Below are 19,338 nucleotides of genomic sequence, written 5' to 3'. Positions count from 1 at the left end.
CAGACTCGGCCTATGGTCTTCATCGGATTCCACGCCTCCCACGAGCAGATCCCGCCCAGTGCCTTGCTCGACGCGGTCGTCAGCGCGGAGTGGGCCGGCTTCGACGGGGCGATGTGCTCCGATCACCTGGCCCCGTGGCTGCCCGAGCAGGGGGAGTCGGGATTCGCCTTCAGCTGGATCGCCGCGGCGCTGGCCCGCACCCGCTTCCCGATCGGCATGGTCAACGCGCCGGGACAGCGATACCACCCGGCGATCGTCGCACAGGCCTTCGGGACGCTGGAGGAGATGTTCCCTGGACGGTTCTGGGCCGCACTCGGCAGCGGGGAAGCCATGAACGAGCACGTGACCGGCGACGTCTGGCCCGCCAAGGACGTCCGGAACGCGCGGTTGCGCGAGAGCGTGGACGTGATCCGCCGGCTGCTGGCCGGAGAGGAGGTCGACCATGACGGTCTCGTGCGCGTGCACCGCGCGCGGATCTGGACCCGGCCGGCGCAGCCGCCACCCCTCTTCGCCACCGCGGTCAGCGCCGGGACCGCGGAGTGGGCGGCCGGGTGGGCGGACGGGCTCGCGACCGTCGCCCAGGAGCCGTCCGCGCTCCGGAGGGTGGTCGAGGCCTACCGCTCGGCCGGGGGACAGGGGCCGTGCATCCTGCAGACGCACGTGAGCTGGGGCGCCGACGACGCCGAGGCGTACGCGACCGCGAAGGAGCAGTGGCGGCAGGGAGTCGTCACCCCGCCGCTTGCGTGGAACATCGAGCAGCCGGAGGACTTCGACGCGGCGGTGGGCGAGGTCGACGAGGCAGGGCTGCGCGCGGCGGTCCTCGTGGATCATGACGCCCGTTCCCTCGCGGGACGACTGGCGGAGCTCGTCGGCGTCGGCTTCGACCGGATCTACCTGCACCACGTGGGCCGCGAGCAGACCGGGTTCCTGAAGGCGGCCGCGTCCGAGATCCTGCCCGCCCTGAGGGAGCGCACATGAAGATCACCGACACGAGCGACCTGTGGTGGAAGACGGCCGTCGTCTACTGCCTCGACGTGGAGACGTTCCTGGATGCGGACGGCGACGGCGTCGGCGACCTCCGCGGCCTCGCGCAGCGGATCGACTATCTGGCACAGCTGGGCGTGACGTGCCTGTGGCTCATGCCGTTCTACCCCTCTCCCGACCTCGACGACGGTTACGACGTCAGCGACTTCTACGGCGTGGACCCTCGTCTGGGCACCCACGGCGACCTCGTGGAGGTGATCCGCACCGCCCGCGACCGCGGCATCCGCGTGATCGTCGACCTCGTCGTCAACCACACCTCCGACCGTCACCCGTGGTTCCGCGCGGCGCTCCGGAGCGTCGACTCGCCCTATCGCGACTACTACGTGTGGCGGGACGATGCGCCGCCCAAGGGCCAGAAGAACGCGGTGTTCCCCGGGCAGGCCGACGGGATCTGGACGAAGGACGACAAGTCCGGGCAGTGGTACCAGCACAGCTTCTACGAGCACCAGCCCGACCTCAACATCGCCAACCCCGTGGTCAGGGACGAGATCGCGAAGGTGATCGGATTCTGGCTGCAGCTCGGCGTTTCGGGTTTCCGGGTGGACGCCGTGCCGTTCCTCCTCGAGGTCCCGAAGACGGCCGACATCCCCGACCCGCACGAGCTGCTGCGGGATATGCGACGCTTCCTGCAGCGTCGGTCCAGCGAGGCGATCCTGCTCGGCGAGGTCAACCTGCCGTACGAGGAGCAGCGGGCGTACTTCGGGGGCGCGGACGGCGATGAGCTGACCATGCAGTTCGACTTCGTGGCGATGCAGGCGCTCTATCTGTCGCTCGCTCGCCGCGACCCCGCGCCGCTCATCGAAGCGCTCACGGCCCGCCCGGTTCTCGGACCGGAGGTGCAGTGGGCGAACTTCCTCCGGAACCACGACGAGCTCACCCTCGACAAGCTGACCGAGGCCGAGCGCCAGGAGGTCTTCGAGGCCTTCGCGCCGGACGAGAGGCAGCGAGTGTTCGGTCGCGGGATCACCCGACGGCTGCCGCCGATGCTGGAGGGCGATCCCCGGAGGATCCGGATGGCCTACAGTCTGCTCTTCACCCTCCCCGGGACGCCGGTGCTGTTCTACGGCGAGGAGATCGGGATGGGCGAGAACATCGCCATCGAGGGACGGCAGGCCGTTCGGACGCCGATGCAGTGGTCGGCGGATCGCAATGGCGGCTTCTCCGATGCGCGTCCCTCTCGCCTGGTCGCGCCGGTGCCGACGGACGGCTATGCCCCGGCGCACGTGAACGCCGTCGCGCAGCTCGAGGACCGGGGGTCGTTGCTGCACTTCATCCGCGATCTGACCGCGCGCTACCGGGTGTCTCCGGAGCTTGGGTGGGGGATGTTCCGCGTCATCGATCAGCCGCAGGACGCCCTGCTGGTGAACTCCCTGGAGGCCGATGTCGGGCGCACGATCGCCGTCCACAACTTCGCCGAACGGCCGGCGACGACGCGGTTCCGGCTGGGGGAGGAGCCCGCGGGTACGACCCTGGTCGACCTCCTCGACGCGCGGCGCGTGCCCCTCGACGACGACGGCGGGGTGGAGCTGGAGCTTCCCGCGTACGGCTATCGGTGGCTGCGGGTCTTGCGCCCGGGGGACGGCAGGGTCCTGTGACCGGTGGAAACACCGAAGGCCCCGGATGATCGGGGCCTTCGGAGGGATTCTGTGGGCGATACCGGACTCGAACCGATGACCTCTTCCGTGTGAAGGAAGCGCGCTACCAACTGCGCCAATCGCCCATACCCGTGGGGTACGTCAACCGATACTACCCGACCGGAAAGCGCTCGGATGACCAGTCCGGGAGACACGCGCGAGATTCGCCACGGGTTTGGCGGAGCGCGGATCATCGGCTAATGTTTCATAAGTGCCCGGGACAACCGGGAACGAAATGCGGATGTAGCGCAGTTGGTAGCGCACAACCTTGCCAAGGTTGGGGTCGCGAGTTCGAGTCTCGTCATCCGCTCGAGTGCAGTAGATCTTCTCGAAGATCGGCGGCACGTGGGGTCAATCCACACGGTGGCGTGGCCGAGCGGCTAGGCACCGGCCTGCAAAGCCGTTTACACGGGTTCGAATCCCGTCGCCACCTCACGGGAAAACTGAATAGCCCCAACGGGCGCGATTGGCGCAGCGGTAGCGCGCTTCCCTGACACGGAAGAGGTCACTGGTTCGATCCCAGTATCGCGCACCACCTGAAACCCCCGGTTCTACCGGGGGTTTTTTCTTGCACGCACGCCGTTCCCCCCGCTCCTCCCTCGCGCGGGGTCGCAGATCCGCGCGCGGTCGCAGCCTCACGGCAGAGCTCTGCGACCTCGGTGCGAATCTGCGTTTCGGTGCCGCCGGGATCGAGCTCGAAGATGTGTTCGAATATCGGTATCCTGGACGAGGCCGGAGGAAGGAGCCGGTGTGGGGAACTCGGGTCGCGCGCTCTCCGCGTACAACGACATGCGGTCGCAGCATCAGGCCATCGAGGCCGCCGCACGCCGCGGCCCCCTGCAGTCCCTGTCCGATCGCGAGCTCGCCCTGCGTGAGTCCGCCGTCACCGTCTATCCGCACGCGCTCCAGCGGCGGGTGCGGGCGTGGGTGCGGTTCGGCCCGGAGGCGATCCGCGTGGAGGCCAAGGTCGTCCGCTCCACTCCGCTCGCGGCGGGCATCGAGTTCCGTGCCGGCGAGCGCACGTACCGCTGCTGGGTCTGGGGGAACGCTGTCCAGCCGGTGGAGGGGTGACTCCGAGAGTGGACACCACTCGCACGATCTGTTCGTTTCCCGTCCGCACATCGGCGTCTTCGGCCCCACGGGGTGGTGCCGATGACAGGGTGGACCGACATCACCACCCGCGATCGACGATCGCTCCTCCGTGGGACGAGATTTCGTGGCGATCACCTCAGGAGGGCGGACATGGGCAGGTTCATCTACGAAGGAAGCACCAAGGTCGAGGTCGAAGACCGCGCGCTGCGACATCTGCAGCTGGTGATGACGGCGAAGCTGCGGCGGGGCGAGCCCTTCCCGTACACCTGGAAGGAGGACGCCAGCATCGGGGGCGGACGGATCACCGTCTGGATCCATGCCGGGAGCTCCATGGTGTTTAAGTACGGGGGGAGCCGTCAGCCGGAGGTCAATCGGGCCTGGGTCGACGCGCTGGCGTACACCGCCAACTCGCCGAGCGGCCTGTATCTCGTGCCGGAGCCGGCTGGCAGCGCCGTCACCAAGAATCTGGACGTGTCGTAGGCCACCGGGCCGCGAGAGTCGGGACGCCCCCTCCGCGAGGCGAAGTGGAGGCGTCCCGACGTGGTGCAGCGAGGCTCAGACTCGCCGTCGCTGCGGCGCGACGACGCGGACCTCACTTGCCTCGCACCTCAGGCGAGCAGTGTCTCCCCGATGTAGCCGCCCTCCGCACAGCCCGGGGGCACGGCGAACACGGCGGATCCGATCGGGACGGTCCACTCGTTGAGCAGGTCGAGTTCGTCGAGCCGTTGCTGCATGGGGACGAACTGCCGCGCGACGTCGGCCTGGAACGCGGCGAAGAGCAGTCCGGATTCGGAGACGCCGTCTCCGGCCGGGCGCTCGTCGTAGTTGTACGCCCGGCGGAAGATGCGTTCCGCGCCGTCGCCGCGAGCGCGCCGGATGTGCGCGAACGCCGGGATGACGGGGAACCCGATGGCCGTCGTCGCGTCGAAGTCCGGCTCGTCGAACTCCGACGTCCCCGTGAGCGGCGCACCGTCGCGGAGCAACCGCCCCACCGAGGCCTCACGGCCTCCGCGATCCAGGCGGTCCCACGCGTCGAGGTCCATGCGGATGCGGCGGAGGACCATGCCCGTGCCGCCGGCCAGCCAGCCGTCATCGCTCCAGACCACCCGGTCGAAGTCGTCGGTTCCCGGCTGCGGGTTGCTCGTCCCGTCGACCTGCCCGAAGAGGTTGCGCATGGTCGTCCCCGGTCGCTCGGTGCCGTGCGCGCGGCGGAAGCCCTGCTGGATCCACCGGACGGTCGCGAAGCCGCGCGCGTCCTTCAGGAGCATGCGCTGCGCGTGCGCGACCGTCAGGGGATCGTCGGCGGCGAGCTGGAGGAGCAGGTCTCCCTCGCTGAACCCCGGCTGCAGGCGATCCACCCGGAAGGCGGGCAGGGGAGCGAGCCAGGACGGACTGCTGCCGCCGGCCCGTGCCACAAGAGCCGGGCCGAAGCCGAACGTGACGGTCAACCGGGCGGGGGCGACGGCGAGCTCCGGCTCGGAGTCCGCCAGCGCCCCGCGTCCCTGGGTCAGCCGCGCCGCATCGTCCGTGAGGATACGCAGGAGCCGGCGAAGTCCGTCGCGGTCGACTTCCGGCCGGAGATCGAGCGCCACGAACGAGCCGTGCGCCTGGGCGGGGGTGTCGATCCCGGCCTGATGGACGCCGTGGAACGGAACGGTGAGGGAGCCGTTGAGCGGAGCACGGGCCGCGGGAGCCTCCGTGTCCGCTCGCGTGAGGGCGAGGTCCGCCCCGACCGCGACGGCGGCCCCGACACCGGCGACAGCCCCTCCGAGAAGGAACTGCCGCCGGGTCGAGCCGGTGCGGCCGGTGCGCGCGCCCGAGACGCGCGCGGGCATCAGTGGTCCATGCCCTCGTGGTCGTCCGCGCCGTCGTAGTTCTCGTTCGCGCCGGAGTAGTCCTTCACCGGCGCGGCGAACTCGAACGTGGAGTCGTCCGACAGGGTGACGGTGAAAGCGATCTCGTCACCGGCTTCCAGAGGCTCGGAGAGGTCCATCATCATGATGTGATTCCCCCCGGGCTCGAGGGCGAGGCGGCCGCCGGCGGGGACGACGAAACCTCCGGCGATCTCCCGCATGACCATCTCCCCGGCCTCGTTCTCCACGGTCTCGTGCAGCTCGATCATCGGCGAGGCGGCGGAGGCGACCGATGTCACCGTCACGTCCTCCTCGCCCTCGTTGACGAGCACGCCGAAAGCCGCGGACATGCCTTCATCGGCCGACTTGACCCAGGCGTCGTCGATCCGGAGGACCTCGCCGGCGGGGGCGCTGGTCGGCGTTTCGGCGGTGGGCGCGGTGCACCCGGTGAGCGCGAGGAGCGAGAGGACGATCGCCGCGCCGAGGCGGGGGAGGGAGGTGCGAGTGTTCATGATGATGCCTTTCAGGAGTTCTCTGCCGTGTCGTCGCCGGATTCCGGCGCCACGGCGGCCGCGCGACGGCGGCGGAGGATGAGGAGGAGGACGGCGAAGACGGCGACGGCGACTGCCGCCCCTGACCCGCCGACGAGCAGGACCCGGATCGGATCGCCCGTCTCGTCTGCGTTCTGATCCGATGCGGTCGACGATCCGCTCGGGGCGGACGCGGTCGGCCCCGGGTTCCCGGTCGACTCCAGCGGAACGGCGTCTCCGATCGCGAAGGGGATGATCCCCGCGATCGGGTGCCCGTCCTCGGAGACGACCTGCCAGCGCACCTGGTACCCGCCGTCCGGCATGTCGGGCAGGAGGGCAGCGGTGACGTTCCGTCCGCGGACCTCCACTTCGCCCGTCGCCCAGTCCTCACCCTCCGCGTCGACGACGAGGACGACGGCCCCGGCGGTCGACTCGTCGAGGACGAGGAGCTCGCCCGAGAACGTCATCGTGACGCTGACGGGCGCGGTGTCGAGCCGTTCCCCGTCGGCAGGGCTGCTCTCGATGAGTTGGTCATGGGCGGTCGCCGGCGCTGCCGTCGCGAGGATCGCGACAGCCGCCAGCACCGCCCCGGCCGCGAATCTGCGGACAGGGGACATGGAAGAGCCTCTCTTCAGACGTCGCCGAGCGACGCGGGTACCTGCGTTCGAACGCGCGTCACCGGGGACGGCGCGAGGACGCACCGCACGGCGGGAGGCCGCGGGCGCGGATCAGAGCGCGGGGAGAGCGGGCGGGGCGCGCCCGAGAAGCGGAGTGAGAAGGCGAAGACCACGGCCCGCCGGCACGAGGAAGAGCCCGGCGAGGCGGAACGGAGAAGCGGCGGAGCGCGGGGCGAGCGTCACGTCCGCACGTCGACGCACCCAGCGGACCAGTCGGACGGCGAGATCGCGCAGGGTGAGGAGCAGCCGCTCCCCGCGGTGGAGAGCCGCCACAGTGAGGAGGGAAGCGAGGGCGTGCCCGAGCCACATCGAGGCGTCGATGGTCGCGACGACCGCGGAGCCCTCGACCGCAGGGAGGACGAGCGGAGCGCCGTGCACGTGACGGACAGCCACGCCGGACGCGCTGACCGTGCCGAGCACGAAGAGCACGTGGAAGAGGAACTGGCTCACGGCCACGGAGAGGGTGAGCCGGGTGAGGGAGAGCCTTCGTCCGGCGAGGAGCACGCACACCATGAAGGCGAACAGCCAGGGCACCAGGATGCCGAGAGGACCCGGCATCTCCCCGCCGCCGCTCACGTGACCCGCCAGGGCCACGAAGATCGCGAGCGACGAGGTCGCGAAGCCCCGCACGACGGCGGGCTTGCGGGACGGGCTCACGGGCACCAGTCTGCCATGCGCCGGTGGTCGCCGCGGGCGTGAGCCAGGCGTCAGCTCCGCGGTGCGCCCGAGCGCTTCACGACGTCGTAGGCCGCGAGCGCTGCCTTGCGGGTCTCGCCGAGGTCGACGATCGGCTCAGTGGGGGCGTCTGCGGCCCAGCGCCCGATGTACTGCCCCTCGCCGTCGAACTTCTTGGCCTGCAGCTCCGGGTTGAACACGCGGAAGTACGGGGCGGCGTCGGCACCGGAACCCGCGACCCACTGCCAGTTGAACGGGTTGCTCGCGTCATCGGCGTCGACCAACGTGTCCCAGAACCACTCCTCGCCGAGCCGCCAGTCGATGAGAAGATTCTTGACGAGGAACGATGCCGTGACCATCCGCACCCGGTTGTGCATGTACCCCGTGTGCCAGAGCTCCCGCATGCCCGCGTCGACGAGGGGGACGCCGGTCTCGCCGTGCTGCCAGAGCTCCAGGCGTGCGGGATCCAGCGGAGGCCACGGGAACGCGTCGAACTCGCGCCGCAGGTTCTTCGTCGCGAGATCGGGGAAGTGGAACAGCGTGTGCCAGGCGAACTCGCGCCAGCCGAGTTCCGAGAGGAATCCGCCGGCGCCGTCGACCTCGATCGCCTCGTGCCACACGGTGAAGGGGCTGAGCTCGCCCCAGCGCAGACGCGGAGACAGCCGGGAGGTGGCACCGGCAGCCGGCGCGTCGCGAGCGTGGTCGTACGTGCGGAGGTCTTCGGCGAGGAAGTGCTGTAACCGGCGGCGCGCGGCGGGCTCGCCGGGCTCCCAGGTGTCGCGCAGACCGCCCGCCCAGTCCGGGGTGGTGGGCAGCAGCCCCCAGTCGTCCAGCGCGTCGGAGGAGAGCCGCGTGCCGACGCCGCGAAGCTCGCGGGGCTCGGGGAGCGGAGCGCGCGGGGCCGGAAGGGCCAGACAGGCCCGCCAGAACGGTGTGAAGACGGAGTAGTGCGTGCCGCTCCCGGTGGTGACGGTCCACGGCTCGTGGAGGAGCGACCCGGCGAAGGATTCCACCTGGAGACCGTCGTCGCGCAGGGTCGCCTTCAGCCCGGCATCGATCTCGCGCCCGGCCGCCCCGTATCGGCGGCTCCAGAAGACCGCTCCCGCACCCGACTCGGCGACCAGTTCTCGCACGACCCGGTCGGCGGGCCCGCGCCGCAGCACCAGCGTCGCCCCCTTCTCACGCAGTCGTCCGGCGAGCGAGGCCAGCGAATGGTGCAGCCACCAGCGCGCCGCGCCGCCCAGCGGACGGATGCCGGGGGACTCCTCGTCGAGGAGGAAGAGCGCGATGATCGGTTCGTCGCGCTCGACGGCGGCACGCAGCGCGGGGTTGTCGGCCAGGCGGAGATCGTCGCGGAACCAGACGATCGAGGGCGACGTCATCGGGTCGCCCACAGCGCCCAGGCGATCAGCAGAGGCTGCAGGAACAGGCGGCCCAACCGCCGCTGGTCCGTGTCGAGCCCCGGCGTCGAACGCCCGGTGCGCCACTGATGCCAGTTGCCGGGGAAGACCGCGGCGAAGAAGCCCGCCGTGGCCCACCCCATCCGTCGGCGCTCGCGGGGCAGGGCCACCAGCCCCGCCGCGAGCGCGACCTCGGCCGCACCCGACGCCAGGACGATCGTGTCCTTGTCCATCCGGGTCAGGCGGGTCGCCCAGTCGGGCACGACGACCCGGAACCCACGTGTCTGGGTGAAGTGCAGCACGCCCATCGCCCCGAGGGCGAGAGCGAGGAGCCAGCGGGCGATCGTCCGTGTCATGCGCCCACGCTACCGTCCCCGTCGGACGCCGCGGCTGTCACACTGAGGCGATGACCGTGCTGCGCATCACCGTCCTCTTCCTCCTCGCCGCCGTCGCCGAGATCGGCGGCGCCTGGCTCGTCTGGCAGGCGGTGAAGGAGGAGAGGGGCTGGCTGTTCGCGGTCCTGGGGGTCATGGCGCTCGGGGCCTACGGTTTCATCGCGGCCCTGCAGCCGGATGCGAACTTCGGCCGCGTCCTGGCTGCGTACGGCGGGATCTTCATCGCCGGATCCCTCGCCTGGGGCGTCATCGTCGACGGATTCCGCCCCACCTCGTGGGACGTGATCGGCTCCGCGGTGGCGCTGGTCGGGGCGGCGATCATCATCTTCGCGCCGACGGCCGCGGATCCGCTGTCGGAGACCGCCGCGTGACGGTCGGCGACCTGCGAGCGGACGAGTAGCCTAGATCCAGACCCAGATGGAGTGATCAGTGCCTGAAAACGCCCAGCCGACCGACGGCTTCGCCCTGTTCTCTGACCGAAACGTCGTCGCCATGCGCGTCGGCGGCGTCCTGAAGGACCTCGCTGCGACGGTCACCGAGACCGACGACGTCGAGCCCGTCACGATCGACAGCCCCGACGGCCTGAACATCCTGCGTCACTCGACCGCGCACGTGCTCGCCCAGGCGGTGCAGCGGATCAACCCGCAGGCGAACCTCGGCATCGGTCCGCCCATCACGGACGGCTTCTACTACGACTTCGGCGTCGACACGCCGTTCACGCCGGAGGACATCAAGGCGATCTCCAAGGAGATGCAGCGCATCGTCCGCGAGGGCCAGCGCTTCGTCCGTCGCGTCGTGACCGACGAGGAGGCTCGTGCGGAGCTCGCGGACGAGCCGTTCAAGCTCGAGCTCATCGGGCTCAAGGGCCCTTCGACGGGCTCCGAGGGCGAGATCGCCGAGGGGGCCTCCGTCGAGGTGGGGGAGGGCGAGCTCACGATCTACGACAACACCACCCGCGACGGCGAGGTCGTCTGGAAGGACCTCTGCCGCGGTCCGCACCTGCCCAACACGCGCATGATCGGCAACGGCTGGGACCTCACCCGCATCGCCGCCGCGTACTGGCGGGGAAGCGAGAAGAACCCGCAGCTCCAGCGCATCTACGGCACCGCGTGGCCGACGAAGGACGAGCTGCGCGCCTACCAGGAGCGCATCGCCGAGGCCGAGCGCCGTGACCACCGCAAGCTCGGCGCCGAGATGGACCTGTTCTCCTTCCCGGACGAGATCGGCTCGGGACTGGCGGTGTTCCACCCCAAGGGCGGCATCATCCGCTACGAGATCGAGGAGAACCTGCGCAAACACCTGCTGCGCAACGGCTACGACCTCGTCAACAGTCCGCACATCACGAAGAAGGATCTCTTCATGACGTCCGGGCACCTGCAGACCTACGCGGACGGCATGTTCCCCCCGATGCACCTCGACGAGGTCGTCGACGATGAGGGCAACGTCACCCGCCAGGGCCAGGACTACTACCTCAAGCCGATGAACTGCCCGTTCCACAACCTCATCTTCCGTTCGCGCGGGCGCTCCTACCGAGAGTTGCCGCTGCGTCTGGCCGAGTTTGGCACGGTCTACCGCTACGAGAAGAGCGGAACGCTGTCCGGACTCACCCGCGTGCGCGGCCTGACCCAGGACGACGCGCACATCTACGTCGCCCAGGACCAGGTCAAGGAGGAGCTCACCACCAACCTGAACCTCGTGCTCGACCTGCTCCGCGACTACGGCCTCAACGACTTCTACCTCGAGCTCTCGACGAACGAGGAGGGCAACCCGAAGTTCCTGGGCGAGCCCGAGCAGTGGTCGACCGCGATCGACACGCTGCGCGAGGTCGCGATCGAGTCCGGTCTCGAGCTCGTGGCCGACCCCGGGGGCGCCGCCTTCTACGGACCGAAGATCTCGGTGCAGGCCCGCGACGCCATCGGCCGCACCTGGCAGATGTCGACCATCCAGCTCGACTTCAACCAGCCCGACCGCTTCGAGCTGGAGTACACCGGTCCCGACGGGCAGAAGCACCGGCCCGTGATGATCCACCGGGCGCTCCTCGGCTCCGTCGAGCGCTTCTTCGCGATCCTCCTCGAGCACTATGCCGGCGACTTCCCGCTCTGGCTCGCGCCGAGCCAGGTCGTGGGCGTGCCCGTGGCCGAGCAGTACGGCGACTACCTGGACGACGTCATCGCGCAGCTGCGCGCGGCGGGCGTGCGGGCCGACGTCGATCACTCCGACGACCGCATGCAGAAGAAGATCCGCACCCACACCACGGCGAAGGTCCCGCTCATCCTCATCGTGGGGGAGCAGGATCGCGCCGCCGGCACGGTGTCGTTCCGCTTCCGCGACGGCACGCAGGAGAACGGCGTGCCGGTCGCCGACGCGGTGCGCCGGATCGGCGCGGCCATCACGTCGCACGCGCTGGTGCTGAAGGCAGGAGATCTCGCATGACGGGCGGTGAGGCGGACCTCGAGGACGCCTCCCGTCTCGTCGGGGTGCCCGACGAGTTCCAGCGCCTGTGGACCCCGCACCGGATGGCGTACATCCAGGCCGGGCCGGAACCGCTGCGCGAGGAATGCCCGTTCTGCGAAGCGCCGAAGTACCCGGATGCGGAGCGGCTTATCGTGGCGCGCGGGGAGACCGCGTACGTGCTGCTGAACCTCTTCCCGTACAACTCGGGGCACCTGCTCGTGTGCCCGTACCGGCACATCGCCACCTACGACCAGGCGACGCCCGAGGAGGTCGCGGAGATCGGCGCCCTCACGCAGACGGCGATGCGCGTGCTCCGCGAGGTCTCCGGCTGCGACGGCTTCAATCTCGGCATGAACCAGGGTGCGGTGGCCGGAGCGGGCGTGGACGCGCACCTGCACCAGCACGTCGTGCCGCGGTGGCGCTCGGACGCGAACTTCTTTCCGATCATCGCCAAGACGAAGGCGCTCCCGCAGCTCCTCGGAGAGGTGCGGGAGGCCGTCGCGGAGGCCTGGCCCGCCGCCGAACGCTAAGTCGTCGCGTCGGCGTCCCAGACCCAGGGCCGAGCAGGGGTCAGCGCACCTGGCGGGCGGTGAACTGCATCCGCGGGTTCGCGTAGAACTCCTGCGCCTCGACGAGCTGCAGCTCGCGCTCGCCCGAGTCGAGCGTGGCCTGCAAGAGGTCGTAGACGCTGGAGGCGGTGCGCTCCAGAGCGGTCTGCGCGCTGCCGGTGGCGACGTAGTGCGCGGTGAACAGCGCCGCCGTCACGTCTCCGGACCCGTTGGCCTTCATCGGCAGGTGCGGGGTCTGCACGAGCCAGGCGCCCGCGTCGTCCACGGCGAGCATCTCGATCGTGCCCTCTTCGCGGTCCGGCCGCTCGACACTCGTGACGAGCACCGTGCGCGGCCCCATCGCCCGCGCGAGGTCGACCGAGGCGAGGGTCGACTCGAGCGTGTCGGGCTCGGTCTCGGTGAGGAAGCCCAGCTCGAACTGGTTCGGCGTGATGATGTCGGCCACCGGAACCACGCGTTCGCGGAGCAGGATCGGGATGGCCGGAGCCACGAAGCAGCCCGACTTGGCGTTGCCCATGACCGGGTCGCACGCGTACAGCGCCTCGGGGTTGGCAGCCTTCACCCGGGAGACCGCGTCGATGATGACGTCGCCGATGCCCTCGCTGCCCTGGTAGCCGCTGAGCACGGCGTCGATGGAACCGAACACGCCGCGTTCCTCGATGCCGGTGATGACCTCGCCGACGTCGGTCGGGTCGATCAGCGGGCCGCGCCAGGCGCCGTAGCCGGTGTGGTTCGAGAACGTCACGGTGTAGACCGGCAGCACCTCGACGCCGATGCGCTGCAGCGGGAAGACGGCGGCGGAGTTGCCGACGTGACCGTACGCGACGGCGGACTGGATGGACAGGATCTTCATACCCGGTCCCTTTCATTCTGGGCGGGGCGGTGCCCGCGTCGGGTGGTCATCGTCCGGCGGCGACGAGGTCGGCGATGAGGGTCTCCGTGTCGTCCTCGGAGAGGTCGTGCACGGTGAGTCGGAGGTGATGCGAGGGCTCGGCGCGCTCGTCGAGCGCGAAGTCGTCACCGGTGCGCGCGAGCCAGCCGCGCCGCATCAGGTGGTCGGCGACGGTGCGCGCGGGCTTCTCGAAGCCGACCCACAGGCTCAGGCCGTCCGGGTCGGGCGCGTCGATCCCCTCCGCGCGCAGGCGTCCCGCGAAAGCGGCGTTCCGCGCGGCGTAGTGCCGGCCTGCCTCCGCGATCTCCTCGCGCACGGCGGGGTCGGTGAGCTGGGCGAGCGTGAGCCGCTGCAGCAGGTGGCTGACCCAGGTGGTGCCGGGGCTGAGCCGCATCGCCAGGCGCTCCGCCGTCTCCGGGTCGGTCGCCGCGAGCGCCAGGCACATGTCAGGGCCGAGGAACTTCGACACCGAGCGGACCAGGGCGAATCGCCGATGCTCGGGTCCGATCAGCGATTCGTACGGACGCTGGGAGAGCAGAGAGAAGTGGTCGTCCTCGATGACGAGCACATACGGGTGGTCGGCGAGCACGGCCCGCAGCGCCTTCGCGCGGGCGGGGGAGAGGCTCACCCCCGTCGGATTCTGTGCGCGCGGGGTGCAGATGACGGCACGGACCCCCGCGTCCAGAGCGGCGCGGAGACCGTCGACCGTCATCCCCTCCTCGTCCACCGGCACCGTGATGGCCCGGTATCCGCCCAGCCGCACGGTATGGATGCTCGCGAGGAAGCAGGGGTCCTCGAGCGCCACGGCGTCGTCACGCATCAGGGCCTGGGCGAGCAGGCGCTCGACGGCGTCCACTGCACCGCTGGTCACGGTGACCCGGAAGTCGTGACCGGTGAAGTCGGCGCCCATCCACTCCCGTGCCCACGCCTCGAGACCCCGGTCGATCACCGGCTCCCCGTAGAGCACGGGTCGGCGACCGATCGTACGGAGCGCCGGGGACGGATCGGGGATCCGGGCCGGGTCGGGGTTGCCCGTGCCGATGTCGCGGAGGACGGTGTCGGGCGCGTAGCCCTCCTGCGGCACCGCATCGACGCCGGCGACGACGGTGCCGGCGCGCCCCCGCGAGTGCACGAGACCCGCCTGCGCGAGCTGGCGGTAGGCGGCGACCGCGGTGTTGCGGTTGACCCCGAGGGTCGCCGCGAGCTCGCGCACGGGAGGGAGGACCTCGCCGGGCCGGAGCGTGCCGCGATCCCGGAGGGCGCGCACGCTGTCCGCGATCTCGGCCGCGGTGGTTCCCCTGATCTGCTCGCTCATGATCCTCCTCCGAGATTCTAGGTGGATCGGACAGTGCTACCTTTGATCTAGATCAAAACCGATTTCGGATCATCCGACAGGAGACCCCCATGACCGAGCAGCCCACCACCGGATCCGCACGCGTGAAGCGCGGTCTCGCCGAGATGCTCAAGGGCGGCGTCATCATGGACGTCGTCACCGCCGAGCAGGCGAAGATCGCCGAGGACGCCGGGGCCGTCGCCGTGATGGCGCTGGAGCGTGTCCCCGCGGACATCCGTGCGCAGGGCGGGGTCTCGCGGATGAGCGACCCGGACATGATCGACAGCATCATCGACGCAGTGTCCATCCCCGTCATGGCGAAGGCGCGGATCGGGCACTTCGTCGAGGCCCAGGTGCTGCAGGAGCTCGGCGTCGACTACATCGACGAGTCCGAGGTGCTCTCGCCCGCCGACTATGTGAACCACATCGACAAGTTCGGCTTCACCGTGCCGTTCGTCTGCGGCGCCACGAACCTCGGGGAGGCGCTGCGTCGTATCAACGAGGGCGCCGCGATGATCCGCTCCAAGGGTGAGGCCGGCACGGGTGACGTCTCCGAGGCGATGAAGCACATCCGGAAGATCCGGGGAGAGATCGCCGCGCTGACCGCGCTGCCGAAGGATGAGCTGTTCGTCGCCGCGAAGGAGCTGCAGGCACCGTACGAGCTCGTCGCGGAGATCGCCGAGACCGGGAAGCTCCCCGTGGTGCTCTTCGTCGCCGGTGGGGTCGCGACCCCGGCCGACGCGGCGATGATGATGCAGCTCGGCGCCGACGGCGTCTTCGTCGGCTCCGGCATCTTCAAGTCCGGCAACCCCGCGGAGCGGGCGAAGGCCATCGTCAAGGCCACCACGTTCTTCGACGACCCGAAGGTGATCGCCGAGGTCTCGCGCGGCCTGGGCGAGGCGATGGTCGGCATCAACGTCAGCGACCTGCCTGCGCCGCACCGCCTCGCCGAGCGTGGCTGGTAGCCCGCGCGTCGGCGTCCTCGCGCTTCAGGGGGACGTGCGAGAGCATGCCGCGCTCCTCGAGGCGCTCGGCGCCGACGTGGCGCTGGTCCGTCGGCCCGAGGAGCTCGCCCGGGTCGACGGACTCGTGATCCCGGGCGGTGAATCGACCGTGATCGACAAGCTCGCCCGGTTGTTCGGGTTGCAGCAGCCGATCCGGGACGCGATTGCGGAGGGGATGCCGGTGCTCGGCACCTGTGCGGGGCTGATCCTGCTGGCCGATGAGGTCGTCGACGCGATCGACGGACAGCAGAGTTTCGGCGGACTCGATGCGGTCGTGCGGCGCAACGCGTTCGGGCGTCAGGCCGAATCGTTCGAGGCCGAGCTGATGGTGCCCGCGTTCGACGAGCCGGTCACGGCCGCCTTCATCCGCGGACCCGTCGTGGAGGCGGTCGGACCGCGGGCCTCGGTGCTCGCGAGCCTGCCCGACGGTCGCGTGGTCGGAGTGGAGCAGGACGGACTGCTCGGGCTCAGCTTCCACCCGGAGATCACGAACGAGACGCGGTTCCACCGACGCTTCCTCGACCGGGTATCTCGCCGCTGACAGTGTCGTGGGTTCAGGCCCTGGCGCGAGAACAGGCGCGTCCGCGCGCAGGCGCCTGAACTCGCGCGAACGCCTGCGCGAGCGGGACAACAGCGGCACCGCGGCACGGTTCGATAGACTGGACGACGCCCTGGGCGGCGTTCCGGGGCGCAGACGACGAGCGGAGACTTATGTCCGGGCATTCCAAGTGGGCCACGACCAAGCACAAGAAGGCCGTCATCGACGCGCGCCGTGCGAAGTCCTGGGCCAAGCTCATCAAGAACATCGAGGTCGCGGCCAAGCTGGGCGGCGCCGATCTGCAGGGCAACCCCACGCTCTTCGACGCGGTGCTCAAGGCGAAGAAGACCTCGGTCCCCAAGGACAACATCGACCGCGCCATCAAGCGCGGCGCCGGCATCGGCGGCGAGGCCGTCGAGTACACCTCGATCATGTACGAGGGCTACGGCCCCAACGGCGTCGCGCTCATGATCGAGTGTCTGACCGACAACAAGAACCGTGCAGCGGCCGAGGTGCGCACCGCGCTCAGCCGCAACGGCGGCACCCTCGCCGACCCGGGCAGCGTGGCGTACAACTTCAGCCGCAAGGGCGTCATCGTCGTCGGTTCCGAGGGCACGACCGAGGACGACGTCATGATGGCCGCGCTGGAGGCCGGCGCCGAGGAGATCGAGCCGCACGCCGAGGGCTTCGAGGTCATCACCGAGGCGAGCGACCTCGTGGCCGTCCGCTCCGCGCTGCAGGACGCCGGGATCGAGTACGAGTCGGCCGACGTCGAGTTCGTGCCGAACCTCAAGGTCGAGATCGACGCCGAGACCGCCCGCAAGGTGTTCCGCCTCATCGATGCGCTCGAGGACAGCGAGGACGTGCAGAACGTCTTCAGCAACTTCGACCTGTCCGCCGAGGTCCAGGCGGAGCTCGAGAACGACGACGCCTAGGCGCGGCGCGCGCCGACGACGGGGCACGCGGCCTAGCCTGATCGGGTGACCACTTCGTTGCGCGTGCTCGGCATCGACCCCGGACTGACCCGGTGCGGTGTGGGCATCGTCGACGTCGATCGCGCCCGCCGCGGCACGTTGGTCCATGTGGGGGTCATCCGCTCCGCCCCGGATGCGGAGATCGGCGACCGTCTCGCGATCGTCGCGGCGGGGATCCGCGCCGCGATCGCCGAGCACCGGCCCGACGCGGTCGCCGTGGAGCGGGTCTTCGCGCAGCAGAACACGCACACCGTGATGGGCACGGCGCAGGCGAGCGGCGTCGCCCTCCTGATCGCGGCCGAGGCCGGCCTGCCGGCGGCGACCCACACGCCCAGCGAGGTGAAGGCTGCGGTGACCGGGTACGGCTCCGCCGACAAGCGTCAGGTCCAGGCGATGATCGCGCGGATCCTGCGGCTGGACGCGCCTCCGCAGCCCGCGGATGCGGCGGACGCCCTGGCGATCGCCCTGTGTCACGCCTGGCGTCGCGGCGCTCCCTCGACGAGCCGGTCCGGCGGCGGCCTCACGCCGGCGCAGCGTGCTTGGGCCGACGCGGAGCGTGTCGCTCGAACATATCTACGAGCCGGCTCCTAGACTGAGAGGATGATCTCCTCTCTGCACGGCACCGTGCTGCACACGACGCCGGACCAGGTCATCATCGACGTCGGGGGCGTGGGCTTCGCGGTCGCCGTCCCTGCCGATGTCGCCCACACCGCGACGGTGGGGGAGAAGCTCCTGCTGCACACGAGCCTCATCGTGCGGGAGGACTCGCTGTCGCTGTTCGGCTTCGCCGATCGCGGAGAGCTGGAGATCTTCGGCCTGCTGCTCAGCGTCACCGGGGTCGGCCCGAAGTCGGCGCTCGGTGTGCTGTCGCACCTCACCGCCGACCAGATCGCGGAGGCCGTGACGGCAGAGGACGACGCGCCGTTCCGCCGCGTCTCCGGCATCGGCCCCAAGACGGCGAAGCTCATCGTCGTGCAGCTCGCCGGCAAGGTCCAGGCAGTGGCCGCCCCGTCGGCCGCTGCCGCTGCGAGTGGCAACGACGTCGTCGCCCAGGTCTCGGTCGCCCTGGTGGGTCTCGGCTGGTCGGAGAAGGTCGCGGCCGAGGCGGCCACCCAGACGGCAACGGAGGCGGCGGACGCCGAGCGGGCCTCCGTGGCGCTTCTCCTGCGGCGTACGCTCGCGCTCCTCGGCCCGGCGCAGGCAGGCCAGGGCCGTGGCTGACGCCCTCGATCCGACCGAGCCGACCGACGAGTCCGAGCTCGCCATCGAGGGCGCGCTCCGCCCATCGAGCCTCGGCGAGTTCGTGGGACAGCAGAAGGTGCGCGGACAGCTGCAGCTGCTCCTGGAGGCGGCCCGCCTCCAGTCCCGCCCTGCAGACCACATCCTGCTCGCCGGTCCTCCCGGACTGGGCAAGACCACGCTGGCGATGATCGTCGCCCACGAGAGCGATCGTCCGCTGCGCATGTCCAGCGGTCCCGCCATCCAGCACGCCGGAGACCTCGCGGCGCTGCTGTCGAGCCTCGTGCCCGGGGAGGTGCTCTTCATCGACGAGATCCATCGCATGGCCCGGTCGGCGGAGGAGATGCTGTACCTCGCCATGGAGGACTACCGGATCGACATCATGGTCGGGAAGGGTGCGGGGGCCACCAGCATCCCGTTGGAGCTGTCCCCGTTCACGCTCGTCGGCGCCACGACGCGCTCCGGACTGCTGCCGAACCCGCTCCGCGACCGCTTCGGCTTCACCGGTCACCTCGAGTTCTATGACGAGGGCGAGCTGGAGCAGGTCATCGAGCGGTCCGCCTCCGTGCTCGGCGTCGACATGCCGACCGACTCGCTCTCCGAGATCGCACGACGCTCCCGCGGGACTCCGCGCATCGCCAACCGCCTGCTGCGACGGGTGCGCGACTATGCGCTCGTGCACGGCGGAGGCGAGGCGACCCTCGGGGGTGTGCGGGCGGCGCTCGACCTCTACGACGTTGATGCGATCGGCCTGGACCGCCTGGACCGCGCGGTGCTGGACGCCCTGGTCCGTCGGTTCCGCGGCGGGCCCGTCGGCCTCAGCACACTGGCGGTCGCGGTGGGGGAGGAACCGGAGACCGTGGAGAGCGTGGTCGAGCCCTATCTCGTCCGGATCGGCTTCCTCGGTCGCACGCCCCGGGGGCGGGTCGCGACGCCGGAGGCCTACGCGCACCTCGGCGTGGCGCACCCGGACGGGATGCTGAAGTTGGATGACCTATAATCGCTGAAGACTTCCCCGATACCGCTGTGCGCCCA

21 protein-coding genes and 4 tRNA genes are annotated in these 19,338 nt (G+C 70.3%); 16 read left to right on the top strand and 9 right to left on the bottom strand.

The window, feature by feature from the left end; genetic code table 11:
- Positions 1–12 precede the first annotated feature (12 nt).
- Both B2W79_RS11950 and B2W79_RS11945 read left to right on the top strand, forming a co-directional pair.
- On the top strand, positions 13–978 hold the full coding sequence (locus B2W79_RS11950; protein WP_292789767.1) for a TIGR03885 family FMN-dependent LLM class oxidoreductase: 966 nt from the start codon (positions 13–15) through the stop codon (positions 976–978).
- Positions 975–2,639, top strand: coding sequence for an alpha-amylase family protein (locus B2W79_RS11945; protein WP_292789765.1), 1,665 nt, complete (start codon positions 975–977; stop codon positions 2,637–2,639). The genes B2W79_RS11950 and B2W79_RS11945 overlap by 4 nt, the downstream gene beginning before the upstream one ends.
- A 52-nt stretch (positions 2,640–2,691) precedes the next feature.
- Here B2W79_RS11945 and B2W79_RS11940 read toward each other — a convergent pair.
- Positions 2,692–2,764: transfer RNA gene (locus B2W79_RS11940), tRNA-Val, on the bottom strand.
- Positions 2,765–2,915: 151 nt separating this feature from the next.
- On the opposite strand from B2W79_RS11940, the gene B2W79_RS11935 reads away from it, so the two are divergent.
- From B2W79_RS11935 to B2W79_RS11915, 5 genes are all read left to right on the top strand, one after another.
- Positions 2,916–2,988 (top strand) — tRNA-Gly (locus B2W79_RS11935).
- A gap of 52 nt (positions 2,989–3,040) precedes the next feature.
- Positions 3,041–3,111 (top strand) — tRNA-Cys (locus tag B2W79_RS11930).
- A gap of 27 nt (positions 3,112–3,138) precedes the next feature.
- Positions 3,139–3,213 (top strand) — tRNA-Val (locus B2W79_RS11925).
- A gap of 215 nt (positions 3,214–3,428) precedes the next feature.
- Positions 3,429–3,749 carry a hypothetical protein gene (locus tag B2W79_RS11920; protein WP_292789763.1) on the top strand — a complete coding sequence of 107 codons (321 nt, stop codon included), beginning with the start codon at positions 3,429–3,431 and terminating at the stop codon, positions 3,747–3,749.
- Positions 3,750–3,920: 171 nt separating this feature from the next.
- On the top strand, positions 3,921–4,250 hold the full coding sequence (locus B2W79_RS11915; RefSeq protein WP_292789761.1) for an ATP-dependent DNA ligase: 330 nt from the start codon (positions 3,921–3,923) through the stop codon (positions 4,248–4,250).
- 128 nt (positions 4,251–4,378) lie between these two features.
- Here B2W79_RS11915 and B2W79_RS11910 read toward each other — a convergent pair whose 3' ends face one another.
- The 6 genes from B2W79_RS11910 to B2W79_RS11885 all read right to left on the bottom strand — a co-directional run bounded on the left by B2W79_RS11910 (position 4,379) and on the right by B2W79_RS11885 (position 9,261).
- A complete protein-coding gene (locus tag B2W79_RS11910; protein ID WP_292789760.1) occupies positions 4,379–5,605 on the bottom strand; it encodes a Dyp-type peroxidase in 1,227 nt (408 codons plus the stop codon).
- Entirely contained in the window at positions 5,605–6,135 is a 531-nt protein-coding gene (locus B2W79_RS11905) for a copper chaperone PCu(A)C (RefSeq protein ID WP_292789758.1), read from the bottom strand. Before B2W79_RS11905 ends, B2W79_RS11910 begins: the two co-directional genes overlap by 1 nt.
- A gap of 11 nt (positions 6,136–6,146) precedes the next feature.
- Positions 6,147–6,770, bottom strand: coding sequence for a copper resistance CopC family protein (locus B2W79_RS11900; protein ID WP_071328667.1), 624 nt, complete (start codon positions 6,768–6,770; stop codon positions 6,147–6,149).
- 111 nt (positions 6,771–6,881) lie between these two features.
- The gene (locus tag B2W79_RS11895; protein WP_143049263.1) at positions 6,882–7,487 is read right to left on the bottom strand and encodes a hypothetical protein; all 606 of its coding nucleotides are present in this window, start codon (positions 7,485–7,487) and stop codon (positions 6,882–6,884) included.
- 50 nt (positions 7,488–7,537) lie between these two features.
- Positions 7,538–8,887 carry a cryptochrome/photolyase family protein gene (locus B2W79_RS11890; protein WP_292789755.1) on the bottom strand — a complete coding sequence of 450 codons (1,350 nt, stop codon included), beginning with the start codon at positions 8,885–8,887 and terminating at the stop codon, positions 7,538–7,540.
- Positions 8,884–9,261: a DoxX family protein gene (locus B2W79_RS11885; RefSeq protein WP_292789753.1), complete on the bottom strand. Its 378-nt coding sequence runs from the start codon at positions 9,259–9,261 to the stop codon at positions 8,884–8,886. Before B2W79_RS11885 ends, B2W79_RS11890 begins: the two co-directional genes overlap by 4 nt.
- Before the next feature lie 50 nt (positions 9,262–9,311).
- Between B2W79_RS11885 and B2W79_RS11880 the strand changes: the two genes are divergently transcribed.
- From B2W79_RS11880 to B2W79_RS11870, 3 genes are all read left to right on the top strand, one after another.
- Positions 9,312–9,671 carry a YnfA family protein gene (locus B2W79_RS11880; RefSeq protein ID WP_071328664.1) on the top strand — a complete coding sequence of 120 codons (360 nt, stop codon included), beginning with the start codon at positions 9,312–9,314 and terminating at the stop codon, positions 9,669–9,671.
- 121 nt (positions 9,672–9,792) lie between these two features.
- Positions 9,793–11,733 (top strand): threonine--tRNA ligase, encoded by a 1,941-nt coding sequence (thrS, locus tag B2W79_RS11875; RefSeq protein WP_292789824.1) that lies wholly within the window; start codon positions 9,793–9,795, stop codon positions 11,731–11,733.
- Positions 11,730–12,284, top strand: coding sequence for an HIT family protein (locus B2W79_RS11870; RefSeq protein WP_292789750.1), 555 nt, complete (start codon positions 11,730–11,732; stop codon positions 12,282–12,284). The genes thrS and B2W79_RS11870 overlap by 4 nt, the downstream gene beginning before the upstream one ends.
- A 40-nt stretch (positions 12,285–12,324) precedes the next feature.
- Here B2W79_RS11870 and pdxY read toward each other — a convergent pair whose 3' ends face one another.
- Together pdxY and B2W79_RS11860 are read right to left on the bottom strand one after the other, a co-directional pair.
- Positions 12,325–13,176 (bottom strand): pyridoxal kinase PdxY, encoded by an 852-nt coding sequence (gene pdxY / locus B2W79_RS11865; protein ID WP_292789749.1) that lies wholly within the window; start codon positions 13,174–13,176, stop codon positions 12,325–12,327.
- A 46-nt stretch (positions 13,177–13,222) separates the two neighbouring features.
- Positions 13,223–14,530: an aminotransferase class I/II-fold pyridoxal phosphate-dependent enzyme gene (locus B2W79_RS11860; RefSeq protein WP_292789747.1), complete on the bottom strand. Its 1,308-nt coding sequence runs from the start codon at positions 14,528–14,530 to the stop codon at positions 13,223–13,225.
- Positions 14,531–14,619: 89 nt separating this feature from the next.
- Between B2W79_RS11860 and pdxS the strand changes: the two genes are divergently transcribed.
- The 6 genes from pdxS to ruvB all read left to right on the top strand — a co-directional run bounded on the left by pdxS (position 14,620) and on the right by ruvB (position 19,303).
- On the top strand, positions 14,620–15,513 hold the full coding sequence (gene pdxS / locus B2W79_RS11855; RefSeq protein WP_025103530.1) for a pyridoxal 5'-phosphate synthase lyase subunit PdxS: 894 nt from the start codon (positions 14,620–14,622) through the stop codon (positions 15,511–15,513).
- Complete coding sequence (pdxT, locus tag B2W79_RS11850; RefSeq protein WP_292789744.1) at positions 15,503–16,093, top strand: pyridoxal 5'-phosphate synthase glutaminase subunit PdxT; 591 nt, start codon at positions 15,503–15,505, stop codon at positions 16,091–16,093. The genes pdxS and pdxT overlap by 11 nt, the downstream gene beginning before the upstream one ends.
- A 170-nt stretch (positions 16,094–16,263) precedes the next feature.
- On the top strand, positions 16,264–17,025 hold the full coding sequence (locus B2W79_RS11845; protein ID WP_060922277.1) for a YebC/PmpR family DNA-binding transcriptional regulator: 762 nt from the start codon (positions 16,264–16,266) through the stop codon (positions 17,023–17,025).
- A gap of 45 nt (positions 17,026–17,070) precedes the next feature.
- Positions 17,071–17,655, top strand: coding sequence for a crossover junction endodeoxyribonuclease RuvC (ruvC, locus tag B2W79_RS11840; protein WP_071328658.1), 585 nt, complete (start codon positions 17,071–17,073; stop codon positions 17,653–17,655).
- A 9-nt stretch (positions 17,656–17,664) separates the two neighbouring features.
- The gene (gene ruvA / locus B2W79_RS11835; RefSeq protein WP_292789741.1) at positions 17,665–18,285 is read left to right on the top strand and encodes a Holliday junction branch migration protein RuvA; all 621 of its coding nucleotides are present in this window, start codon (positions 17,665–17,667) and stop codon (positions 18,283–18,285) included.
- A complete protein-coding gene (ruvB, locus tag B2W79_RS11830) occupies positions 18,278–19,303 on the top strand; it encodes a Holliday junction branch migration DNA helicase RuvB (protein ID WP_292789739.1) in 1,026 nt (341 codons plus the stop codon). Before ruvA ends, ruvB begins: the two co-directional genes overlap by 8 nt.
- The last annotated feature ends 35 nt before the right edge of the window (positions 19,304–19,338 follow it).

The organism is Microbacterium sp. UBA7513 (genome assembly GCF_002478345.1).
Lineage (GTDB): Bacteria > Actinomycetota > Actinomycetes > Actinomycetales > Microbacteriaceae > Microbacterium.
The sequence above is the reverse complement of the archived record's forward strand: the minus strand, read 5'-3'. Positions and strand labels throughout refer to the sequence as shown.

Bases quoted from the DNA above. Each gene is read 5' to 3' on its own strand.
- B2W79_RS11905 (WP_292789758.1), bottom strand. From the start codon at position 6,135: ATGAACACTCGCACCTCCCTCCCCCGCCTCGGCGCGGCGATCGTCCTC.
- pdxY (WP_292789749.1), bottom strand. From the start codon at position 13,176: ATGAAGATCCTGTCCATCCAGTCCGCCGTCGCGTACGGTCACGTCGGC.
- B2W79_RS11870 (WP_292789750.1), top strand. From the start codon at position 11,730: ATGACGGGCGGTGAGGCGGACCTCGAGGACGCCTCCCGTCTCGTCGGG.
- B2W79_RS11885 (WP_292789753.1), bottom strand. From the start codon at position 9,261: ATGACACGGACGATCGCCCGCTGGCTCCTCGCTCTCGCCCTCGGGGCG.
- ruvA (WP_292789741.1), top strand. From the start codon at position 17,665: ATGATCTCCTCTCTGCACGGCACCGTGCTGCACACGACGCCGGACCAG.
- B2W79_RS11900 (WP_071328667.1), bottom strand. From the start codon at position 6,770: ATGTCCCCTGTCCGCAGATTCGCGGCCGGGGCGGTGCTGGCGGCTGTC.
- pdxS (WP_025103530.1), top strand. From the start codon at position 14,620: ATGACCGAGCAGCCCACCACCGGATCCGCACGCGTGAAGCGCGGTCTC.
- B2W79_RS11910 (WP_292789760.1), bottom strand. From the start codon at position 5,605: ATGCCCGCGCGCGTCTCGGGCGCGCGCACCGGCCGCACCGGCTCGACC.
- thrS (WP_292789824.1), top strand. From the start codon at position 9,793: ATGCGCGTCGGCGGCGTCCTGAAGGACCTCGCTGCGACGGTCACCGAG.
- B2W79_RS11860 (WP_292789747.1), bottom strand. From the start codon at position 14,530: ATGAGCGAGCAGATCAGGGGAACCACCGCGGCCGAGATCGCGGACAGC.
- B2W79_RS11890 (WP_292789755.1), bottom strand. From the start codon at position 8,887: ATGACGTCGCCCTCGATCGTCTGGTTCCGCGACGATCTCCGCCTGGCC.
- B2W79_RS11915 (WP_292789761.1), top strand. From the start codon at position 3,921: ATGGGCAGGTTCATCTACGAAGGAAGCACCAAGGTCGAGGTCGAAGAC.
- B2W79_RS11945 (WP_292789765.1), top strand. From the start codon at position 975: ATGAAGATCACCGACACGAGCGACCTGTGGTGGAAGACGGCCGTCGTC.
- B2W79_RS11950 (WP_292789767.1), top strand. From the start codon at position 13: ATGGTCTTCATCGGATTCCACGCCTCCCACGAGCAGATCCCGCCCAGT.
- B2W79_RS11880 (WP_071328664.1), top strand. From the start codon at position 9,312: ATGACCGTGCTGCGCATCACCGTCCTCTTCCTCCTCGCCGCCGTCGCC.
- B2W79_RS11845 (WP_060922277.1), top strand. From the start codon at position 16,264: ATGTCCGGGCATTCCAAGTGGGCCACGACCAAGCACAAGAAGGCCGTC.